This is a genomic window from Acidovorax sp. HMWF029, assembly GCF_003060895.1.
Taxonomy (GTDB): domain Bacteria; phylum Pseudomonadota; class Gammaproteobacteria; order Burkholderiales; family Burkholderiaceae_C; genus Acidovorax.
This window is the reverse complement of the sequence record NZ_QAIH01000094.1, coordinates 8,409-28,750: the sequence shown is the minus strand read 5'-3', so window position 1 is coordinate 28,750 and position 20,342 is coordinate 8,409. Positions and strand designations below refer to the sequence as shown.

Sequence of the window (20,342 nt, the reverse complement as noted above, 5' to 3'; positions counted from 1 at the left end):
GCGGACTTTCGTAATACCTTCTGCGAAAGCAGCTCCAGAAGGACTAGCAGGCCCTCGGAAAATGCTCCTGATCCAGCCCCATCTCCAACCGCTTCATGAGCCCCCAAGCGAGCCCCACATCGCCACCTGCAGGCTGGGCTTCCAGATGAGGTCGTGACACCTCCACGGACCCCAGATACAGAGTCTTCCGCCGTTGCGCCCTGACAGCCGCCTCCAGACTGTCCAGCGGCGGCAAACACAATGCCTCGCGCCGTGGCATTGAAGCGGCCATGGACAGCCCCTTGGGATCGAAGTCAAAGAACGCCATCACGGGACGGTGGTCCTGCACCAGCAGCTCGTTCGCCACGTCCGTGCGAAAGTACCCAGGAGCCCCCCGGAACAGCGCCAGCGCGGGGCGCCCCTTGAGGAATCCCGAGAGCCACTGGTATTCGTGCAGCCGCAGCATGGGCTCCAGGTTTTCGCAGAACACCAGGACCTCAAAAGGCAAGGCCAGCGCTTGGCGCACATCCATGCAAAGCATGCTCCCCGTGGGGATCAGAACCCCCGGCAGGCCCAGCGGCACCACCGTAACGAGGCCCTCAGAGACGCGCAGGGCGCCCCATTTCTCGGATTCACCAGGTTGCACCTGACTGCGCGGTACCGGCTCCACCTGGCGCGATATCTCAAAGCTCCGCGCCTTGAGCAGATTGCGCGCCGCCGCAAAGTCTCTCTGGGTGTAGACCACCTTCCTCCCCTGCACCTTCCCGATACCCTCGGCATTGAGCAGATATTCGGCAGTCGCGCTGTAGGGCCGAAAAGGCGGCTCTGTCTCGATCAGCCGCCTCAGGAACGTCACCTGCTGCTGGTTCATGCCTTCGCAGCCCCCGCTACCGAGGCCGGGTGAACCATCGCATCGTGAAACCGGTGCCGGAACCGCTCACCAGGGCGCGCGGGGCTGGAAACCACCTCCACCCGGTATTTCTGCTCACGCAGTGCCAGGACGGCAAAGCCCAGCCAGATATGGGGCTGCAGGGTCTTGGCAAGGTCGTCGGTCTCGCGCCATTCAGCCAGCGAGAACTTGTCGGTCGCGCGCTTGGCGGCACCGGCCAGCCTGTCCAGCGCAATCGCGGCGTCCGACTTTTTTTTCACGGGGCGTTCGTCCACCACCCGCTTGAAGCGCTTGATCTCCTTGGGTTGGGGCTCCACAGGCTGTGGAGGGAGTGCAGCCACCTCTTTGACCATGGCTTCCACGAACTGGTGGTCGGTGTCCTGCGGCTCGATCTGGGGCGCGAAATCCGGCAGGCGCGCGGCCAGTAAGAAGTCGGGGATGCGCGCCGAAGGGTCCAGCTCGAATCCCAGCCATGAAGGCTGCTGGCGCATGAGCAGATCCAGGCGCGCGAGATGCTTGTGGCTGTCCTCCACCTCCCGGATGCGGAAGATCTCTCGTGACAGCTGCGCCTGCATCTCGGCCATGGCATGCTGCCAGGTCTGCAGGTGAGCCTGCAGGTTCATGCGGACGAACTTGGCCAGCTCGGGCATCCCGCGAGCGGTTGCCTCGCTCTCGATCTTGTGAAAGACAGCAGCCATGCGCGACATGTCTTGGGCGAGGATGTTGGCTTCTCGCTGGTAGAAGCGGTTCTGCGACTTCTTGGCCTCCAGCGTGCGCACGTTACCGTAGCGAGTGGACAGGAGCGTATGCAGGTACAGCAGGTTGCGCTCCACACTGTCGCCGATATCAAAGACCGTGGATTCGATGGTCTCCACGATGTTCTCCACCGCGCTGTAGTCCTTGGCGCGGAACAGATCGTCCACCTCATTCCAGAGCTGATTCGCCTGGCCTATGCGCGAACCGATCTCGGCCAGGGTCTGGTAGGCCGGGAAGAGCTGCAGGTGGTCGTTCAGGAAGTCGCGCAGCTTGGGGTGCAGCCGATATCCATCCTCCCCCGCAGGGCGCAGGGCGTTGGCCTGCCGCAGAGCCCCCACGGACGCCTGCGGGGCATCTTGCGCCGGCACGATGATGCCGTCGCGCCGGGTTTGCTCCACCACATCGGCATGCTGGTAGAGCGTCTTCAGTACGTCCTTGGTCGGTGAGGAGGTCATGCAGCCCCCGCCTCGGGAGCCTCAGCCTCTTCCAGCCGCGCCTGGGGGTCGATCTGGTCCACCACCTGCTCATCGGAGATGTGGGGGGTGTTTTCGTTGATGAAGGCAATGAGCTGCAGCAGGTAGTCCACCTTGCCGGTGAAGGTGTAGCCCTTGCTCACCTCGTTGGTCTGCTGCAGGTAGCCCGCGTCCTCCAGGATCTTGAACATCTTCTGGACGCGGAACACCGTTGCACCGCTGTCCATCACCCGGTTATCGGCGAGTTCGCGCATGTCGGCCAGACGCCGCTCCAGCGCGGAGGAGTTGCGCACGGCCTCACTGATCTCGGTCAACCACACCACGTCGCCCGCGTGGAGCTGCGGATCGCTCCCCTGCGCCTCCCGCAACAGGTTGAAGAAGCCCACATAGGGCATCAGCCGGTGGCGCACCGTTTTGAGTTCTTCCCGAATGCGAGCACGGGTGTCGGTGGTGGGCGATTCGTCGTAGGCCATAAAGAACGCCCCCTCGTCGTGGAGACGCGCCAGCCGGTACCCCACGGCCGATAGCCATTCCTGGGCCTGATGTTGGCCTTCCTGTGTCGCCAGTGCCTCGTACTCACTCTCAAACCGGACTTTGCAGACAAACTCACCCTTGGCGAGCAGCTTGAGCGCGGATTTAAGCGAGTTCATGCTCGGCCTCCAGTTCGTGGGTCTCGTTGGTGAAGATCGCCCCGGTGTTCTCGAACAGGCTCAGGCGCGGGAAGTGGCGCGCGAGCGCCGGATCGACACTGGGGCTGGCGCTGATCACGTCGATGTTGTTCAGGGCCAGGGTCTTGAGGAACGCGCCGACGTTCTTGGCGTCAAACCGGCCCAGTTCGTCGGTCACCCACACCAGCCGAACCGGCGAAGAGCCCCGGATCATCTGCACGAAGCCCATGAGGAACATGGCCGTGATGAGAGCGGAATTGCCGTTGGAAGACACCGCCCGGAACTCCTCCTCATTGCTGATGACGGAGCGCTTGCCGTTCTCATAGAGGCTGAATTCGAGGCGCACCTGCTCATTCAGGTCCACCTGCACCCCACCATCGGAGCGCAGGATCTCCTTGTACTCACGCACCAAGGCGGTATCCTCATCCGAGGGCAGCTCCATGCCGACACGGGAGTACGCGCGCCCAGTGAGTGAAATCGTGGGGCTCTTGTCCCGCATCTTGCGCAGCACCGAGAGGAACGCCTGCTGGCCCACGCTCGATGTGACGCGCACGCTCAGGTTCTTGAAGCGCTCGAAGTGCTCGGCCGTGGACAGCGCCCTGCCCAGCTCGGTGTTGAAAGTCGCCACCAGGCGGTCGAAGGTGTCCAGACGGCTCACGAACACACTGGCGTTTTCGAAGAAGCCGTTCATCTGGTGGGTGAGCTGCTCAATGTAGCTCCCGCACTCAGTGCGTTCAAACCAGTCGCACAGCTGCTCCGCTTCGAGCCACAGGTACTCATGCTCCAAGCGGGTCTGCCGGTCAGGTAGCTCCTTGCGCTTGAGCTTGAGCCAGTCATTGGGCCCGCCCTCCTTCTTCTCGAACTCATTGCGCAGGGACAGGACCTCGTTGCGAAGGACCGCCGCCTCATCCACCAGCGTGCGGAGTTTGCGGGTCACCTCCTGGTCGAGTTCCAGCATGGAGCGCCCGATGTAGGCGCTGCTGGGCACAAAGTCGAGGAAGTCCTTGAGTTTCTGGTCGCGCAGTTCCTGAAGGCGCTGTGCGTCATTGGCGGCGGTTGAAATCCGCCCGTCGAGGGCATCAAGCACCTCCTTGGCCTCCTTGGTCAGATCATTTCGGCGGGTTTCCAGACTTCCAAGGTTCTGTGACGCCTTGAGATAAGCGGTGTGCAGTTCTCCCACCTTGCGCCGGGTCGTTTCAAAGTGAGGTAGCTCGTCCTTGCAGAATTTCTTCCAAGCGACCACCTCATGCCGGTTGTTGGCAATCGCATCAAGCTGGTCCCGCAGCCCTTTCAGTTCTTCCTCCACGGCATTGATGCGCACGGTATCGAGCCCCATGCCAGCAAGCTTGCGCTCGTAGTCTTGTCGTGCGTTGGTCAGATTGGTCTGCAGGGTCGCTTCAACTCCTTGTGACTCGGCATCCAGCTTGTTGATCTCGCTGTTCGACTCGGCCTCCAGGACCTCAGCCTTGCGCTTGTACCCGGCGTTGATCGCTTCACGCTTATTCTTGACGCCTTCGCGGATGGCTCGTTCTTCATTGTCAAGCACGTTCAGAGTCGTCCTCAAGCCATCAAGGTCCTTCCGAGCCTTGGTCTCTGCAGCGCTGCGCTCGGTCTTCACAAGGCTGTCGAGGCGTCGTTTGTCTGTGACCGCAGCATCAAAGGCGGACTTCGCCAAACCAAAGTGCGCCTTCGCCTTGTCATGGTCGGTACCGGCCTGCTTCAGCTTCAGTCGGGCTGTTTCTGCATGGTCTGCCGCTCTATCCACCGACGCGTTGATGTTTGCGAGCTGGCCTTTTGCCGTTTCAAGCTGGTGGCGCACCGAATCCATCGAGAACCACTCAGGAAGGGGTAGCTCCTGAGTGCTCACCGTGGCATTGCCCAACACCACGGCCCCCTCCTCGCCTCTCTGTGCGGCTGGGATGTCCAGCATCACTGGTGAGAGGTCGGTTCGGTGGATCACTGCCTCCGCGATCAGCTTGCTGGCATGGGGCCATACAGGGTCGTCGCTTGCACGGATGAAGGCGAGCAAGGAACCGGGTTCCGGGGTGACCTGGGCGGTCAGGGCATCAATGTGGTCCAGCAGCGCTTTCTGACTGGCCTCAAGACCCTCCACGGCCTTGACAGCCGCTTCAAGCTCACCGCGAGCCTGGGCCTCATCTTTATCGCGTGCCAAGGCGGTTTCCCTGGCTGCGTCGAAATCCTTGCGGCGCTGTTCGAGAATGGCCTCAGCCTCCTCTTGTGCAGCAAGGGTCTCATCCGTGGCAGCGGGGTTTTTGATCTGTTGGTTGATCTCGCCTTCGCGGGTGGCCAGGCGGGTGCGCTCCTTGGCGATCTCGGCGAGCCTGGGGGGCTCCTCCAGCGCCTGCAAGTCCGCGTCCTTGGCTTCACCGAGGGCCAAACGCTTTTTGACCCCCGCGCTTTGTGCTGTAGCTTTGCGCTCAGCGATCTCATTTTGCTGACGCTGTGCGGACTGCTCGATTTCGAGACAGCGCCTCTCGTATTCGGTCTGAAGAGAACCCGATGCAGAGGTGAGGCGCTCATGCTCTTTCTCCTTGTCCCGCGCCTGCTGCCGAAGTGCGGCCTCCCTGGATTCATTGGCCTCAAGGGTCTTCGCATCGATCCGGTCGAAGTGATTCTGGCGACTGTTCACGGCCAGAAAGGCTTCATTGAGGCGCTGCCAATCGCCATGGGCTTCGGTCTTTTTCTGCTCTGCCTCCGTGATTTCGTTGCCCAAAGCACCAAGCGCCTGATCGAAGGCCTCTGCCTGGGCCTTGCGCTCACTGCTCAACCGTTCGTGGTCCGTTGCCGCCTGGGCCAGTGCTGCCTTGACGGCCACATGGAGCGAGCACAGCTCCATGTGGACCCCTTTGATGCGGCCGATGCGTTCCTTCATCCGGTCAGCGTCGGGTTTGCGCTTCAAGATATCGGCCATGTGGGTGCGACTGTCCAACCAGGTGGTCACATCCTCCCGGCGCTGCTTGAGTTCGCGCACGTTCTGGCGCTTCGATTCCGTGGCCTGGTCCTCTGCCACGCGTTCCAGCACGATGTTCTGCAGGTCCCGAAAGCTGATCTTCTCGTTGGCCATGGCGGCTGCAATCTGGTTGAGATTGCGCAGGGGCCGTGGCCCCAGAGAGTGATCGCGGGCCAACAGCATCATCTGCTTGGCGTTCTTGCTGCTCATGCGCTCATTCAGGATGACGCTGCGGTACTCGTTGAGCTGCAGGACGGGCGAGACATTGATGTTGCGCGCGTGGAGCCGTTGGGCGAACTCCGAGCGCGTCACAAACGTGTTGTTCTCGTCGTAGAAGAAGGTTTCATCAAACCCGGCTGAGACGATCCGAAAGTCCGGGATGTCCTCGCCGTCCTTGGCGTACATCACCACCGTGCGCAGATGGGAGTCGCTCTCGCGCTCGTACTCATAGGCCACCGCGCTGCTGGGGTCGGGTAGCGTGTGCCGGATCATGGACGCCTTCCCGGAACCCTTCAGGACCTGGGAGGGGGTTGCGCCGTAGAAGAGAGGGATCAGGCGCAGAAAAGTGGTCTTGCCCACCCCGTTGTCACCCACCGCCAAAACACCGCCGCGTGGATCCAGCTCGGAGATCCGCCCCGAAGGATTGCTGTCGCTGGGGTTCCTGATGTTGATCGCGATGATGCGGCGAAGCTGATGGGGCATGTGGGTTGATCCCTCAAATTAGGTTTAATTCATTGTGCCTTCACTCAAAAACCGCGTCCGGAAACCGATGCACCGCAACATGTGGGAGCTGCCTTTGATGGGAAAAGAGTCGGATCCGCAAGGACAATCGTGACGCGTGTCATTCCGATAGGACTCTTATGTCGCTGATCGCGACAGAATTCACCCTCTTCCGTAAGTAACGGCAGCAGCTAAGTGATTGTTTTTATTAGTTGCTCCTTTGTGGATGGACAGGGAAACTCATGTCGGACAGCTATGCGCCAGCATCCGTCTTTGGTGCCCATGCGAAAATTTCCAACTCCCCCCACACTCTCGCCCATGCATCCCTTTCACCTGCTCCGCCGATCTGGGGCTTTCCACCTGGTTTTTTTTCAGACCGTCCTGGCGCTATTGCTGGGTATGGGCTCGGCTCCTGTCCACGCAGCACAACCACAGGGTTACAGCAAGGACGGCGTGAGTTTTGAACACCCGGTGGGCTGGAAAGTGACGGAAGACGTGGTTGCGCAAGACGACACCCGTATGCGCAGCATTGATCTGGAGGGCCCGAACGAAGCGGTCGTGACGTTGATGTTCAGCCCGTTTTTTTCGAGCCAAGACATTGAAAAGTTTGCTGCTACTGCTGCGCGCAACCGCGCGGACGCCGCCCGCGCCAACACCGCGCAGCAGGCCAGAATGGGCCCGGTGACGGCCTCACCCATCTTCCTCCAGGTGGCGGGCAAAGAGAACAAAGGGGTTTCGCAGCGCTTTGTGGTCAGCATGCTGGGCCAGAATCTGCCGCATGAAGCGCGCTTCTTCAAGGCCGCTCTAGATGGGACCACAGCAATCATCATGACGCAGGTGGCGGATGAAGACGCCAAGACTGCCGAGCCAGGCTTTGCCCTAGCGCTGGACACCCTGCGCTACCACGCTGGCAAGCGCTGAAGGCAGCATGCGCGTACTACAGGCAGCCCTGATTAAATCAACGGGGCTACCTGCTTTTCGCTGCCAATCATCGGGGCGGGAGTGTTTTGGCGCACGGACTCAAAGGCTTGGTGTGTGCTCAAGAACACCCGTCCCCGCAAGTTTTGGCCCAGGCTTGTTTTCTGCAGGCGGTCCAGCACGGGGCCTTTGACCTCCGAAAGCAATAGTTCAATGCCGCGCCGCGCGAGACTGCTCTCCAGATCTGTGAGTACCCCCAGCGCAGTGGCATCGATCTGGTTGATGGCGGAGCACACCAGGAGTACGTGGCGGGTGCGGGGCTGGGCGGCGACCAGGCTTTCTACGGTGTCCTGCAGAACCTCCGAGTTCGCAAAGTACAGGCTTTCATCCACACGCACCGCAATCAGGTCAGGCTCGGTAGCCACAGGGTGGCGCGCGATGTTGCGGAAATGCTCGGTGCCGGGCACACGCCCCACCACGGCGATGTGCGGGTGGCTGCTTCGCCATACCAAGGTACCCAGCGACAGGCCTACCCCCATCAGGATGCCCACTTCCACACCCCAGACGATCACACCGCCCGCAGTGGCCAGCAGTGACCATGCATCGGCCTTGTCATAGTGCCAGGCGTCGCGCAGGGTCTGAACATCGATCAGCGACACCACCGCCACAATGATGGTGGCCGCGAGGACTGCATGGGGTAGGTAGTAAAACAGGCCGGTGAGCGCTGCAATGACCACTGCCATGAGCACGGCAGACACCACGCCCGCCAGGGGTGTGTTGGCCCCGGCCGAGAAGTTGACCACCGAGCGCGCAAAACCGCCGGTGACGGGGAAACCACCCGACAAGGCGCTGGCGACATTGGCAGCGCCCAGGCCCAGCAACTCGCGGTTAGGCTGTATGCGCTGCTGGCGCTTGAGCGCCAGCGATTGCGCCACCGACACACTTTCAATAAACCCCACCAGAGAGATGAGCAGCGCAGGCAGCCACAGCTGCCCAATGGCCGACGCTGCAATCGGAGGAAAAGCCAGCATGGGCAACCCTTGCGGCACTGCCCCCACAATGCTGACGCCTGCGTATTCGTCCCAGCGTAGCACTGCCACCAGCGCCGTGGTGACTAGCACTGCCAGCATGGGGGCGAGCTTGGAAGCCAGATCTGCCAACTTGCCATCGACCCCGGCACGCACCAGCCAAGGCGCCAAAAACTTGCGCGCCAGCAGCAAAAACAACACGCTTCCGACACCAATGCCCAAAGTCGCGCTGTTGGTATGAGTCGCCGCGCGCTCCAAGTGCAGCAACATGTCCAGCACATTGCCGCCCCCTGCGTTGACACCCATCAGGTGCTTGAACTGGCCCACCGCAATCAAGACCGCCGAGCCGGAGATAAAACCACTGATGACTGGATGGCTCAGGAAGTGCGCAAGAAACCCCAGCCTCAGCAGGCCAAAAAGCAGCAACATCCCGCCTGACAAAAGAGACAGGAGCGCAGCCAGCCCCACATACTCCGCCGAACCCACCGCCGCAAGCGGCTGCAACGCGCTGGCCGTCATGAGCGAAGCCACCGCCACGGGACCCACCGCCAGTGTCATGCTCGAGCCCAGCAGCGCATAGGCCAGGATGGGAAGGATGCTGGCGTATAGACCAACCTCGGGGGGAAGCCCCGCCAACAACGCGTAGGCCAGGCTTTGTGGGATGAGCATCACCGTGACGATGACACCCGCCACCAAATCACCCGAGAGCCAGGACCGCTGATAGTTTCGCATCCAGTTGGGTAAGGATTGCATGCGATGGCCTTCGGTTTCTTCCGAGGTGTTCAGGCGCTTAGCCCAATTGCTGGGTCAAGCCAAACAGCTGGGCGGACCGCGCGCCCGATCGGCAAAAGGCCAGCATGGGCCTTGGTGCGAAGGCCAAAACTTTTTGCAAAGCCTGCACCTGCTCCGTGGTGATCGCACCGCTCACCACTGGCAGATACACGTAGTGCAAACCGGCGGCATGAGCGGCCTCTTCCAACGCCCGGCTGATGGGCTGGGCGTCTCCCCCCTCCCCGTCCGGTCGGTTGTTGATAAGCGTTTTGAATCCCTGGGTAGACGCGAATGCGAAGTCGTCAGCCAGCAATTGGGGCGACACAGCAAAGTCCGGTGTCAAAGCGATGATCTGCATGGCCATGTCAATGTGTCCCGGCTTGGTTGATGGCAGTGCTACGCAAGCGGCCTTCAGCCACTTCAAACAGCCACATGCCCACCAGCATGGCCAGTACAAACACGATGGCCTTGGGCTGCCCAGCCCCAGCCGAAACAATGGCTGGACCGGGGCAGAAGCCCGCGAGGCCCCAGCCGACACCAAACACCAAGCTGCCTACCACCAGGCGGCGATCAATATCGCGGGAGGTGGGAAGTTGCATGGCGCCCCCCAAAAAGCTGGTCGTGCGCTTCTTGGCCAGAGCAAACGCGAACAGGCCGACTGCAATGGCACCACCCATCACAAAAGCCAGCGAAGGGTCCCACAGGCCTGCGAGATCCAGAAAGCCCAACACCTTGCCGGGGTCGGTCATGCCCGACACGATGAGGCCCAAGCCAAACACCAGGCCCACCACAAACTCAGAGAGTCGGCTTTTAACCAAGGTTTTTTTCATATCCATGCTCCAGGGGTATTGAGAAATCAGCCCAGCACATGCCGGACAAGAAATACCGTGAAGAAACCCGCGCCCATGAAGGCCAGGGTGGCAACGAGGGAGCGGGGAGACAAGCGAGAGAGTCCACATACGCCGTGACCGCTGGTGCAACCTGATCCATAGCGTGTGCCCACGCCCACCAGCAGGCCTGCAGCAACCACTGCGCCCCAACTGGCATCAATGCGCGGTGCTGTAGCACCAGCAAACAGCCAGTACACGCCGGGGGCGAACAGCATGCCCAGCACAAAGGCCAGGCGCCAGCCCGAGTCCCCTGTTCGGGGCCGCAGCAAGCCGCCCACGATACCGCTGATGCCAAGAATTCGGCCATTGAGCAGCACAAACAGCGCTGACGCCAGGCCGAGCAAAACGCCCCCGGCCAAAGCGCTCCATGGAGCGAAATGGGTCCAATCGATCAACATACTTGATCCTCCTTAGCGGCGCCTTGTGCAGGCCCACAGAACTGTTCAAACAACACATTCATGACCGCCAGCGCCTGTGGGCTGGCGATCTGGTAGTAGATGTTCTTGCCCTCCCGACGGGTGTTTACCAAGCCTTCTTCTCGCAGCACACCCAGTTGTTGAGACAAGGTGGGCTGGGAAATACCAACCAGCTCCTCCAACTCCCCCACCCTCTTCTCACCCTGGCTGAGCTGGCACAGCAGCAGCAGTCGGTCGGGGTTGGAGAGCACCTTCATGAGGCGACAAGCGCTGTCTGCGGAACGACGCAAGGTTTCCAGTTCGATCGGTATCTCGGTGAGCATGGACGTGCACTCCTTTTAATTTTGTATTTCATATTCTATTGACTAACATTTTATAAGTCAATAAACTATTGATGTCGAAAATGAAACCGAGGAAAGCAGCGATGAACCCACAGATACAGGCCTTCTTTGATGACGCCACCTGGACAGTGAGCTATGTCGTCTATGACCAGCCCGGCGGCCACTGCGCCCTGGTGGACTCGGTTCTGGACTACGACCCAAAGTCAGGTCGCACCCGCACACAATCCGCTGAACGCTTGATCGAATTCGTGCAGGCCCATGGACTGACCGTGGAGTGGATCCTGGAGACCCATGCACATGCCGATCACCTGTCTGCAGCACACTACTTGCGCAACAAGCTGGGGGGGCGCATTGCCATTGGCGCCGCCATTACCCAGGTGCAGGACGTATTCAAGGCAGTGTTCCATCTGGAACCGGAGTTCCGCACGGATGGCCGCCAGTTCGATCACCTGCTGCAAGACAACGAGGTATTTCGCATTGGAAAGCTGGAGGCCAAGACGATTGCTGTACCCGGCCACACACCTGCCTGCATGGCCTACCAGGTGGGCGATGCCGTATTTGTGGGCGATACCCTGTTCATGCCTGACATCGGCACGGCGCGCTGCGACTTCCCGGGCGGCGACGCGCACCAGCTTTACCAGTCGGTGCGCAAGCTGCTGAGCTTGCCACCCGATACACGGCTCTACATGTGCCACGACTACCCGCCCGCCGGGCGGGCCGCCGCTTGGCAGACCACCGTCTCCAATCAACGCGCCCACAACATCCACGTCCACGACGGCGTGAGCGAAGACGCTTTTGTAGCCCTGCGTACCCGACGTGATGCCACGCTGGAAATGCCCACTCTGATCCTGCCATCGGTGCAGGTCAACATCCGCGCTGGCGCCATGCCACCGATTGAGGACAACGGCGTGGCCTATCTCAAGATTCCGATCAACGCGCTGTGACCCAGCTCCCACCGTCCCCCACTAAAGGAAGCACCATGAACTCCAACGTTGGAACCCTTGACCGTGTGCTGCGCATCGCCGCAGGCCTCGTACTGATTGCTCTTGCTGCCACAGGCACCGTTGGGTGGTGGGGCTGGCTGGGTGCCGTGCCCTTGGCCACAGGCCTGTTCCGGTTTTGCCCCGCATACACGCTGCTGGGCATCAACACCTGCACCATGAAAAAGTAGCCCGAGCCCACGCGCGGACAGCTGCATGCACGCACTACAAGGAACATGGAATGAGCACTTTTGACCACGCTGGCCTCATCCAGGGCATCAACGAAAGCCTGGCCACCTTCCGCAAGACCCAGCCCGATACCATGCGAGGATTCACACAGCTGGCGCAGGCCTCCATGGCCGAGGGCTCGCTGACCAGCAAACACAAAGAGTTGATCGCCCTTGCCATCGGCGTCACCCAGCGCTGCTCAGGCTGCATTGGTTTCCATGTCAGGGCTCTGCAAAAGCTGGGCGCAACCCGCTCCGAATTGGAGGAAATGCTGGCCGTGTGCGTCTACATGGGCGGAGGCCCCGCGCTGATGTACACCGCCGAGGCACTGAAAGCCTGGGATACCTTGGCCGCCGGCAACACCTGACTTCCCGGCCGACAAGGAGGCTGCGCCCTCGACCTGCCGGACAGCAGAAGATGCACCAAGCCCTGCCAACGGGCAAATAAATCTGGCACTACAAAGCGTCTTACAGTACCGTGCGGCAACCAGCTCATGGGCGATCTTTGTGCGGGCTCGCACCGCACTTTGGCGTACTACGCGTGCGACACACCGGCCACACCGAAACGGCTACCGGCTGTTATAAATCGGTTTACATTTTGCGCATCTATCCATGAGACTGTTGCAAAAAATGGGGGGTCGTCATGCATGCACGTCTTTCAAACACACGCCGGGATGCAGTCTGGCACATGCTTGTTGTCTTGAGCGCATCAACGTTGTTTGCCACAGCCGCACAAGCCCTGGACAAAGCCACAGGCCCGGTGGTGCTGACCATCGAGGGCGCCATCACCCATACCAACCAGGGCCAGCAGGCGCAGTTCGACATGAAGATGCTGGAAAAGCTGCGCCAACACAGCTTCTCCACCCAAACCCCCTGGTACCCCAATGCAGTTACCTTCACCGGCCCTTTGCTGCGCGATGTGCTCGCCGCTGTGGGCGCCAAGGGCAGCAAGATCACGGCCGTGGCCTTGAATGACTACAAGACCGAAATCCCGCTGGACGACGCCACGCGCCACGACGTGATCGTGGCCCGGTTGATGAACAACCGGCCCATGCCCGTTCGTGAAAAGGGACCGCTGTTCATTGTCTATCCCTTTGACACGAAGGCAGAACTGCGCAGCGAGCTGTACTACAACCGTGCGGCGTGGCAACTCAACGCCCTTCGCATCAGGTAGCCTGCAGCCCGGTCCGGCCCCGCACACGCCCACGCATGCTGCGCAGCAAACACATCCTGCGACTCATCATTGCAGGCCTGGTCCTAGCCTATGTGGCCATTGCGGCCGTGCAGTATCACCAATACAGAAGCGTTGAAGCCGTCATGCGGCGCGGCGATGTGAATGCGTTGTGGTCTTTTCTGCAACTTAACGTCGAGTACGAAAAACTCGACCATGCGCTGCACCAGTTCGAACTGGACCCCAAAAGCATGCCAATGGACCGGCTGGAGCTGCGCTACGACCTGTTTCTGAGTCGCTTCAGCGCACTGGAAAGCGGCACTGCTCGCACCCTGATGCTGGAGGAGCCCATCTACGCCCAGGCCCTGGCCGCCTTGCAGGGGTTTGTGGCGGCTGGCGATAGCCACTTTGGAGCCAGTGTGGACCCCGCCTCCAGCCAGCAGCACATGCGGCTGCTGCGCGCAGAGTTGGACACCTTGCGCGACACCGTTCAGGAACTGTCACTGAATGCCTCGCGTGTATCGGCCCTGCTGGGCGACTCGCGCAATGCCGAAGTCAAGCACCAGACCTTGCTGACCACCGGGCTCACCGGATTCCAGGCGGTGCTCACCTTTCTGCTTGCCTTTGCCATGGCTCGGCAGTTCCTTAAGCGTGAAAAGGCCAAATCCCTGGCCATGGCTGCGCAGGCCGAGCTGGTAGAGGCCTTGAAGCGCAACGAAGAGGCACTCGAGGCCCGTGTAGCGCAGCGCACGGCGGAGCTCCAGCAGCTCAATGTCGCGCTGCGCGAGCATGAGGAGGAGTTGGAGATCGCCCGGGCCAAGGCCGAAGATGCATCACAGATGAAGTCGGACTTTCTGGCCAACATGAGCCACGAAATCCGCACGCCCATGAACGCCGTGATCGGCATGAGCCACTTGGCGCTGGGCACCGACCTCTCGCCCCGCCAGCGTGACTACGTGGAAAAAATCCAGCGCTCGGGCCAGCACCTGCTGGGCCTGATCAACGACATCCTCGATTTCAGCAAAATCGAGGCAGGAAAGCTCGAAGTGGAGGTCGTGGATTTCGAGCTGCGCGGCGTGCTGGACAACGTGGCCAATCTGATCAGCGGCAAATCGGCCAGCAAGGGCCTGGAGCTTCTGTTCGATGTGGATCCGGCCCTGCCCGACAACCTGCGCGGCGACCCTTTGCGTCTTGGGCAGATCTTGGTCAATTACGCCAACAACGCGGTCAAGTTCACTGACGCGGGCGAAATCATCGTGCGGGTCAGTGAAACCTCTCGCGATGTCGAAGACATCCTCATGCGGTTTGAGGTGCAGGACACAGGCATCGGCCTCACCGAAGAACAGCAATCGCGTCTGTTTCGCTCGTTTGAGCAGGCAGATACCTCCACCACGCGCAAATACGGCGGCACAGGCCTGGGCCTGGCCATATCCAAGAAACTCGCTGACCTGATGGGCGGCGAGGTGGGTGTGCAAAGCGCGCCGGGCAAGGGCAGCACCTTCTGGTTCACGGCCCGGCTGGGTCTGGGCACGACCCCCCAACGTCCCCTGCTGCCCGAACCCGACTTGCGTGGGCGGCATGTGCTGGTGGTGGACGACAGCGAGCAGGCGCGCCAGATCCTGAGTGGATTGCTGGGGAGCATGAGTTTTGCAGTCACCACGGCCAGTTCTGGCGAAGAGGCGGTGGCAAAAGCAGGTGCCGCAGATGCAGCCGGGCGCCCCTGCGAGATTGCCTTTCTAGATTGGAAGATGCCCGGGATGGACGGCTTTGCCACCCACCGCGCACTGGCGCTTCTGCCCCATCCGCCCCATTCGGTCATCGTCACAGCCGCTGGCCGCGACGATGTACAGAAGGAGCTGGAAAGTGCCGGCATCGGTCTTATGCTGACCAAGCCCGTCAGCCCCTCGCAACTGTTTGACACCGCCATTCGCGCCCTGGGCGGCCACGCCCTCGCGGCGGAATCGCACAGGGGTCGTGGCCCGCGCAGCACACCCAACCTGGCCACCATCCATGGCGCCCGGGTGCTGCTCGTGGACGACAACGACCTGAACCAGCAGGTGGGTGCCGAGCTGCTCGCGGGCGCCGGGCTGGTGGTAGATGTGGCCGATAACGGCCAGATCGCGCTCGACATGCTTGCGCGCAAGGCCTACGACATCGTGCTCATGGACATGCAGATGCCGGTGATGGACGGCCTCACCGCCACGCGCCTGCTGCGCCAAAACCCCGCCTGGGCCCAGCTGCCGGTGCTGGCCATGACCGCCAACGCCATGAGCCGCGACCGTGACCTGTGCCTCGCTGCGGGCATGAACGGCCACCTGGCCAAGCCCATCGACCCCGACGAACTGTTTGCAAGCCTGCTGCAATGGATTGCGCCGCGTGCTCCAGCATCTGCCCCCCCTGGTGAGACAGCAATATCAGCCGCACAGCCTCCTGAAGTCGCTGAGGCCCATGACCCGTTGCGTAGCATCGAGGGCTTGGACATGGCCGCCGGCCTGCGTCGCGTGCTCGACAAACGACCGGCCTACGAGGGCCTGCTGCGCAAGTTTGTGGCGGGGCAGTCGGGTGCCGTACAGACCACGCGCGCCGCGCTGGCGGCTGGGCAGCACGACGAGGCGCAGCGCGCCATGCACACACTCAAGGGAACGGCGAGCACCATCGGTGCAGCCCCCCTGGCAAAACTGGCAGCGGCCGTGGAAGATGCCGTTGGCCGGAATGCGCCAGCGACCACCATCGACACATTGCTGAACCCAGTGGATGCCGCCTGCGACGCCCTGGTGGCCGCGCTGCGCGCGGCCCTGCCCCCCGAAGACGAAGGCGGAGCGGCCAAGACCGAGGGTGCAGCCGACACGCCGCCCATCGACGCGACCTCCGCGCAGCAGTTGCTCGCTCAGCTCGACGCCCTGCTGGCAGATGATGACTCTGACGCCATTGAGCTGTTCAAGGCGTCAACACCTGCACTGAAAGCCTTGCTAGGCCCAGCCTACACCGCCATGAAGCGAGCGCTGGACAGTTACGACTTTGTGGATGCGCTGGCCGCCCTGCGCGCCACCCGCATACCCCGAGAACCACACAACAAGGAGGACCCCGTTCATGAATAGCCCGACAGAGTTGAGCAGTAAATGCACAGTGCTGGTGGTGGATGACACCCCCGACAACCTCTCGCTGATGAGTGACCTGCTGCGCACGGATTACAAGGTCAAGCTCGCACCCAGCGGTGAGCGAGCGCTGCAGATCGTGGCGGGCGAGAGTAAACCCGATCTGATCCTGCTGGACATCATGATGCCGGACATGGACGGCTACGAGGTGCTGCGCCGCCTGCAGTTCAACCCCGAAACCGAAGACATCCCGGTGATCTTCCTCACGGCAATGAGCGCTGCGGACGACGAAAGCATCGGTCTGGAGCTCGGGGCGGTGGACTACATCACCAAGCCTATCAACCCCTCCATCGTCATGGCCAGGGTGCGCAACCACCTGCAGCTCAAACGCGCCCGAGACTTCCTTTCCCACCACAACCATCTGCTCGAGGAAGAAGTTGCCAGCCGCACCCAGGCACTGGCTGAACTGCAGGACGCCACCATTCGTGCCATGGCTTCGCTGGCGGAAACGCGCGACAACGAAACCGGCAATCACATCCGGCGCACACAGCACTATGTGGAAGCGCTGGCTCGCCACCTGCAAAACCACCCGCGCTTCAGGGAGGAATTGACCGACACCAACATCGAGACAATCTTCAAGTCCGCCCCGCTGCACGACATAGGCAAGGTGGGCATCCCGGATCGCATCCTGCTCAAACCCGGCAAGCTCACGCCCGAAGAGTTCGAGATCATGAAGACCCACACCACGCTGGGCCGCGACGCCATAGTGGCCGCTGAGAGCGACACCTCGCAGGACAACCCCTTCTTCCGATACGCCAAGGAAATCACATACAGCCACCAGGAAAAGTGGGACGGCTCTGGCTACCCAGAAGGGCTGATGGGCAACAACATACCTCTGTCAGCGCGCCTCATGGCGGTTGCCGATGTGTACGACGCACTCATCTCCGAGCGCGTGTACAAGGCTGCCTTTCCCCACGAACAGGCTGTGGAGATCATCCGCGACGGTAGGGGTAGCCATTTCGACCCCGACATGGTGGACGCTTTCCTAGTGCTGTCGGAAGAGTTCCGCCGCATAGCCCAGCGTTTTGCCGATGGCGAACCGGCCATGCTGGAGCAGATTGAACGCTTGGCCAGCGACATGCCCGCCGAGCGCATCGAACTCTGAACACGCCCGAAAACGCCCTGCGCAAGCTTCGCAAACCACCGTCTTGCTGGCCAAAAGCGCCGGCGCCATGCGTCAGGCCCTCGCAAGCCACTCGAAGCGATCGGTTTCGCCTGCAAGCTGCAGCCCAAGGACGGCCAGCGCGCGCAGCAGATCACATGCGCCGAACACTAACACGCCCTCCTCCCACGGCCTCTCGTTGGCGCTCGGAGGCACCATCCCGATTTGGCCCGCCGTATCTCAGGCGTGATGGGCGTGGTCTGCCTCGGTCGCGGTAGTGCGATGGCCGTTCAGCCCCAGCTTGGCCAGCAACTGCACGTCAGCATCCACATCGGGGTTGCCCGTCACCAGCAGCTTGTCGCCGTAAAAGATGGAATTGGCCCCGGCCATGAAGCACAGCGCCTGCACCGCTTCGCCCATTTGCTGGCGCCCGGCCGACAGGCGCACGCGGGCCTTGGGCATGGTGATGCGGGCCACGGCAATCACGCGCACAAAGTCAAACGGGTCGATGGGCTCGCTGTCGGCCAGCGGCGTGCCGGGCACCCGCACCAGGCTGTTGATGGGCACCGACTCGGGATAGGGCTGCAGGTTGGCCAGCTGCGCAATCAGGCCAGCGCGGTGCACCGGCGCCTCGCCCATGCCCACAATGCCGCCGCAGCACACGCTGATGCCTGCGCTGCGTACGTTCTGCAGCGTATCCAGCCGGTCCTGGTAGGCGCGGGTGCTGACCACATCGGTGTAGTACTCGGGCGCGGTGTCGAGGTTGTGGTTGTAATAGTCCAGACCCGCATCCTTCAGCGCCTGCGCCTGGTGCGATTCGAGCATGCCCAGCGTGGCGCAGGTCTGCAGGCCCAGGCCCTTGACGGCGCCGATCAGGGCGCTGACTTTCTCAATGTCGCGGTCCTTGGGTGCGCGCCAGGCGGCGCCCATACAAAAACGGGTGGCGCCCGCGTCCTTGGCGGCCTGGGCGGCGCGCACCACCTCATCCACCTCCATCAGCTTTTCGGCCTTCACGCCGGTGTCGAACTCGGCGGCCTGCGGGCAATAGCCACAGTTTTCGGGGCAGCCGCCGGTTTTCACCGACAGCAGCGTGGCCAGCTCGATGTCACCCGCAGGCCAGTGCTGGCGGTGCACGGTCTGGGCTTCAAACAGCAAATCCATCAACGGCTTGTCGAGCAGCGCCTGAATGGCCTCGATAGACCAGGGGCCTTGGGCCACGGGGGCTGGGGTGCGGCGGTGCAACTGAACCGGTTGTACAGGCGACGGTGCGGACTGCACGGCAGGGGTGGGAGCCAGGGTGGCGGACATTCGGTGGGTTCCTTCAACAATCAATGCGTCGGCCCGGCGGCGGCGGGTTGCCACCACGGGGCCTGAGGTTGCTTACTCGGTCATCGTTGCTTCGGCGCGCACAACCCCGTGGATGGGGTTTGCGGCAGGTGCGCAGCGGTTGGGGCGGATTCTGGAGGAGAAAACGGCACAAACACGCACTGTAGGGTCACAAAAAGTGCCAAGAAAAAGGTGTGTGCAACAGCGGGCAATTGCCGTATCTTTTGAGCACAGAAGCCAGCGTTTTCGGGGCATTTGTGAGCCGTTTGGCATCAGCGCAAAACAGGCCTTGCCCCGACAGCGGCAACATGGGCTTATCTGCTGCCATCTGCTGCGCAACAGCCGCCGCACCCGCTGGAAGATGGGCGACGTTGCGACAGGCTGGGGACAGCGTTGGCGGCCCGCAACCCGGCAAAACCTCAGCCCAGCGCCGCGATCACATCGGCTGGTGCCTGCACCAGCTCGATCAGCACCCCCTCACCGGCAATCGGAAACTCGTCATTGCTTTTGGGGTGCAAAAAGGTGATGTCGTAACCTGCCGCCCCCTTGCGAATGCCGCCTGGCGCAAAACGCACGCCCTGGGCCGTGAGCCATTCCACCGCCATGGGCAGGTCGTCGATCCACAGACCGATGTGGTTGAGCGGCGTGGTATGCACGGCGGGTTTCTTGTCGATGTCGAGCGGCTGCATGATGTCCACCTCCACCTTGAAGGCGCCCTGCCCCATGGCCAGGATGTCTTCATCGACGTTTTCGCGCTCGCTCTGGAAGGTGCCGGTCTGCGTGAGGCCCAGCATGTCCACCCACAGGGTTTTCATGCGCTGCTTGTCGGTGCCGCCGATGGCAACCTGCTGAATGCCCAGGACCTTGAACGGGCGTTGTGGCTTGGTCATATTCACTCCTGATTTGATAGCTATCAGCGCTTACTGGATGCGCGGAAAGGGGCAAAAAAACTCAAAAAAAGGGGCACAAGGCCCCTCCGGATACATCGGTGACATGTCCGCAGGACCGATCACTGAAACTCCAGAATGATCTGGTCCACCGCCAGCGACTCGCCCTTGCCTGCCGTGATCTTGCCCACCACGCCGTCCTGCGCGGCAAAGAGGATGTTTTCCATCTTCATGGCCTCGATCACTGCCAGCTTTTCACCGGCCTGCACCTTCTGGCCCGGCTGCACCGCCACATCGACCAGCAAACCGGGCATGGGCGAGAGCAGGAACTTGGACAAGTCTGGCGGCGCCTTGAAGGGCATGAGCTTGTGCAGCTTGGCGCCCAGCGGCGACAGCACCAGCGCGTCGATCTGTGTGCCGTTGTGCGCAATGCGCAGCGCCAGCGGGTTCTTGCCCACGCCGCGCTCTACCTGGGCGGTGAAGTCCTGGCCGTTGCAAACGCCCTGCACGCGAATCTGGCCCAGCGTGGCATTGCTACTGATCTGATAGCTGGTACCGCCCACCAGTACAGCGCTAGAGCCCGATTTGTCTTCAAAGTCGGACACCGTCACCTCGTGGTGCTGGTTCTGCCCTGCGGCGCCCAGTGTGACCACCACAAACTGCTCGCCCACCTT

Annotated in this window: 19 protein-coding genes; 7 read left to right on the top strand and 12 right to left on the bottom strand. The window is 61.8% G+C overall.

Features of this window, described 5'->3' with window-relative positions; genetic code table 11:
* Positions 1-43: 43 nt before the first annotated feature.
* The 4 genes from DBR12_RS05975 to DBR12_RS05960 are packed head-to-tail and all read right to left on the bottom strand — an operon-like array spanning position 44 to position 6,438.
* On the bottom strand, positions 44-850 hold the full coding sequence (locus tag DBR12_RS05975) for a hypothetical protein (protein WP_108616421.1): 807 nt from the start codon (positions 848-850) through the stop codon (positions 44-46).
* The gene (locus tag DBR12_RS05970) at positions 847-2,079 is read right to left on the bottom strand and encodes a hypothetical protein (protein WP_108616420.1); all 1,233 of its coding nucleotides are present in this window, start codon (positions 2,077-2,079) and stop codon (positions 847-849) included. Before DBR12_RS05970 ends, DBR12_RS05975 begins: the two co-directional genes overlap by 4 nt.
* Positions 2,076-2,747 carry a hypothetical protein gene (locus tag DBR12_RS05965; protein WP_108616419.1) on the bottom strand — a complete coding sequence of 224 codons (672 nt, stop codon included), beginning with the start codon at positions 2,745-2,747 and terminating at the stop codon, positions 2,076-2,078. Before DBR12_RS05965 ends, DBR12_RS05970 begins: the two co-directional genes overlap by 4 nt.
* Positions 2,734-6,438 (bottom strand): ATP-binding protein, encoded by a 3,705-nt coding sequence (locus tag DBR12_RS05960; RefSeq protein WP_108616418.1) that lies wholly within the window; start codon positions 6,436-6,438, stop codon positions 2,734-2,736. Before DBR12_RS05960 ends, DBR12_RS05965 begins: the two co-directional genes overlap by 14 nt.
* 471 nt (positions 6,439-6,909) lie before the next feature.
* Between DBR12_RS05960 and DBR12_RS05955 the strand changes: the two genes are divergently transcribed.
* A complete protein-coding gene (locus DBR12_RS05955) occupies positions 6,910-7,377 on the top strand; it encodes a hypothetical protein (RefSeq protein WP_146185473.1) in 468 nt (155 codons plus the stop codon).
* 32 nt (positions 7,378-7,409) lie between these two features.
* Here the strand turns inward: DBR12_RS05955 and DBR12_RS05950 are convergent, their stop codons facing one another.
* Genes DBR12_RS05950 through DBR12_RS05930 form a run of 5 tightly spaced genes read right to left on the bottom strand, consistent with a single transcriptional unit; the run spans position 7,410 to position 10,802 of the window.
* Positions 7,410-9,155 carry a SulP family inorganic anion transporter gene (locus DBR12_RS05950; protein WP_108616416.1) on the bottom strand — a complete coding sequence of 582 codons (1,746 nt, stop codon included), beginning with the start codon at positions 9,153-9,155 and terminating at the stop codon, positions 7,410-7,412.
* A 37-nt stretch (positions 9,156-9,192) separates the two neighbouring features.
* Complete coding sequence (locus tag DBR12_RS05945; RefSeq protein WP_108616415.1) at positions 9,193-9,537, bottom strand: TIGR01244 family sulfur transferase; 345 nt, start codon at positions 9,535-9,537, stop codon at positions 9,193-9,195.
* A gap of 1 nt (position 9,538) precedes the next feature.
* Positions 9,539-10,003: a YeeE/YedE family protein gene (locus DBR12_RS05940; RefSeq protein WP_108616414.1), complete on the bottom strand. Its 465-nt coding sequence runs from the start codon at positions 10,001-10,003 to the stop codon at positions 9,539-9,541.
* Positions 10,004-10,029: 26 nt separating this feature from the next.
* Entirely contained in the window at positions 10,030-10,461 is a 432-nt protein-coding gene (locus DBR12_RS05935; RefSeq protein ID WP_108616413.1) for a YeeE/YedE family protein, read from the bottom strand.
* A complete protein-coding gene (locus DBR12_RS05930; protein ID WP_108616412.1) occupies positions 10,455-10,802 on the bottom strand; it encodes a helix-turn-helix transcriptional regulator in 348 nt (115 codons plus the stop codon). Before DBR12_RS05930 ends, DBR12_RS05935 begins: the two co-directional genes overlap by 7 nt.
* A gap of 101 nt (positions 10,803-10,903) precedes the next feature.
* Between DBR12_RS05930 and DBR12_RS05925 the strand changes: the two genes are divergently transcribed.
* The 6 genes from DBR12_RS05925 (at position 10,904) to DBR12_RS05900 (ending at position 17,458) form a co-directional block, all read left to right on the top strand.
* Positions 10,904-11,764, top strand: coding sequence for an MBL fold metallo-hydrolase (locus tag DBR12_RS05925; RefSeq protein WP_108616411.1), 861 nt, complete (start codon positions 10,904-10,906; stop codon positions 11,762-11,764).
* 35 nt (positions 11,765-11,799) lie between these two features.
* A complete protein-coding gene (locus DBR12_RS05920) occupies positions 11,800-11,991 on the top strand; it encodes a DUF2892 domain-containing protein (RefSeq protein ID WP_108616410.1) in 192 nt (63 codons plus the stop codon).
* A 50-nt stretch (positions 11,992-12,041) separates the two neighbouring features.
* A complete protein-coding gene (locus DBR12_RS05915) occupies positions 12,042-12,395 on the top strand; it encodes a carboxymuconolactone decarboxylase family protein (protein ID WP_108616409.1) in 354 nt (117 codons plus the stop codon).
* Between the two features lie 320 nt (positions 12,396-12,715).
* The gene (locus DBR12_RS05910; RefSeq protein ID WP_108616408.1) at positions 12,716-13,201 is read left to right on the top strand and encodes a molybdopterin-dependent oxidoreductase; all 486 of its coding nucleotides are present in this window, start codon (positions 12,716-12,718) and stop codon (positions 13,199-13,201) included.
* A gap of 35 nt (positions 13,202-13,236) precedes the next feature.
* Positions 13,237-16,296: a response regulator gene (locus DBR12_RS05905; protein WP_108616407.1), complete on the top strand. Its 3,060-nt coding sequence runs from the start codon at positions 13,237-13,239 to the stop codon at positions 16,294-16,296.
* The gene (locus DBR12_RS05900) at positions 16,289-17,458 is read left to right on the top strand and encodes a two-component system response regulator (RefSeq protein WP_108616406.1); all 1,170 of its coding nucleotides are present in this window, start codon (positions 16,289-16,291) and stop codon (positions 17,456-17,458) included. The genes DBR12_RS05905 and DBR12_RS05900 overlap by 8 nt, the downstream gene beginning before the upstream one ends.
* Before the next feature lie 237 nt (positions 17,459-17,695).
* On the opposite strand, the gene bioB is transcribed toward DBR12_RS05900, so the two are convergent.
* From bioB to DBR12_RS22555, 3 genes are all read right to left on the bottom strand, one after another.
* Positions 17,696-18,763: a biotin synthase BioB gene (bioB, locus tag DBR12_RS05895; RefSeq protein ID WP_108616405.1), complete on the bottom strand. Its 1,068-nt coding sequence runs from the start codon at positions 18,761-18,763 to the stop codon at positions 17,696-17,698.
* Between the two features lie 437 nt (positions 18,764-19,200).
* Positions 19,201-19,671 carry a VOC family protein gene (locus tag DBR12_RS05890; RefSeq protein ID WP_108616404.1) on the bottom strand — a complete coding sequence of 157 codons (471 nt, stop codon included), beginning with the start codon at positions 19,669-19,671 and terminating at the stop codon, positions 19,201-19,203.
* Positions 19,672-19,790: 119 nt separating this feature from the next.
* Positions 19,791-20,342: biotin/lipoyl-containing protein (locus DBR12_RS22555; RefSeq protein ID WP_304529308.1), on the bottom strand; the 552-nt coding region annotated here is incomplete at its 5' end.

What these genes read in the sequence shown, in the direction of transcription:
- DBR12_RS05975 (WP_108616421.1), bottom strand. Translation starts at nt 850, where the DNA reads ATGAACCAGCAGCAGGTGACGTTCCTGAGGCGGCTGATCGAGACAGAG.
- DBR12_RS05970 (WP_108616420.1), bottom strand. Translation starts at nt 2,079, where the DNA reads ATGACCTCCTCACCGACCAAGGACGTACTGAAGACGCTCTACCAGCAT.
- DBR12_RS05965 (WP_108616419.1), bottom strand. Translation starts at nt 2,747, where the DNA reads ATGAACTCGCTTAAATCCGCGCTCAAGCTGCTCGCCAAGGGTGAGTTT.
- DBR12_RS05960 (WP_108616418.1), bottom strand. Translation starts at nt 6,438, where the DNA reads ATGCCCCATCAGCTTCGCCGCATCATCGCGATCAACATCAGGAACCCC.
- DBR12_RS05950 (WP_108616416.1), bottom strand. Translation starts at nt 9,155, where the DNA reads ATGCAATCCTTACCCAACTGGATGCGAAACTATCAGCGGTCCTGGCTC.
- DBR12_RS05945 (WP_108616415.1), bottom strand. Translation starts at nt 9,537, where the DNA reads ATGGCCATGCAGATCATCGCTTTGACACCGGACTTTGCTGTGTCGCCC.
- DBR12_RS05940 (WP_108616414.1), bottom strand. Translation starts at nt 10,003, where the DNA reads ATGAAAAAAACCTTGGTTAAAAGCCGACTCTCTGAGTTTGTGGTGGGC.
- DBR12_RS05935 (WP_108616413.1), bottom strand. Translation starts at nt 10,461, where the DNA reads ATGTTGATCGATTGGACCCATTTCGCTCCATGGAGCGCTTTGGCCGGG.
- DBR12_RS05930 (WP_108616412.1), bottom strand. Translation starts at nt 10,802, where the DNA reads ATGCTCACCGAGATACCGATCGAACTGGAAACCTTGCGTCGTTCCGCA.
- DBR12_RS05925 (WP_108616411.1), top strand. Translation starts at nt 10,904, where the DNA reads ATGAACCCACAGATACAGGCCTTCTTTGATGACGCCACCTGGACAGTG.
- DBR12_RS05920 (WP_108616410.1), top strand. Translation starts at nt 11,800, where the DNA reads ATGAACTCCAACGTTGGAACCCTTGACCGTGTGCTGCGCATCGCCGCA.
- DBR12_RS05915 (WP_108616409.1), top strand. Translation starts at nt 12,042, where the DNA reads ATGAGCACTTTTGACCACGCTGGCCTCATCCAGGGCATCAACGAAAGC.
- DBR12_RS05910 (WP_108616408.1), top strand. Translation starts at nt 12,716, where the DNA reads ATGCTTGTTGTCTTGAGCGCATCAACGTTGTTTGCCACAGCCGCACAA.
- DBR12_RS05905 (WP_108616407.1), top strand. Translation starts at nt 13,237, where the DNA reads ATGCTGCGCAGCAAACACATCCTGCGACTCATCATTGCAGGCCTGGTC.
- DBR12_RS05900 (WP_108616406.1), top strand. Translation starts at nt 16,289, where the DNA reads ATGAATAGCCCGACAGAGTTGAGCAGTAAATGCACAGTGCTGGTGGTG.
- bioB (WP_108616405.1), bottom strand. Translation starts at nt 18,763, where the DNA reads ATGTCCGCCACCCTGGCTCCCACCCCTGCCGTGCAGTCCGCACCGTCG.
- DBR12_RS05890 (WP_108616404.1), bottom strand. Translation starts at nt 19,671, where the DNA reads ATGACCAAGCCACAACGCCCGTTCAAGGTCCTGGGCATTCAGCAGGTT.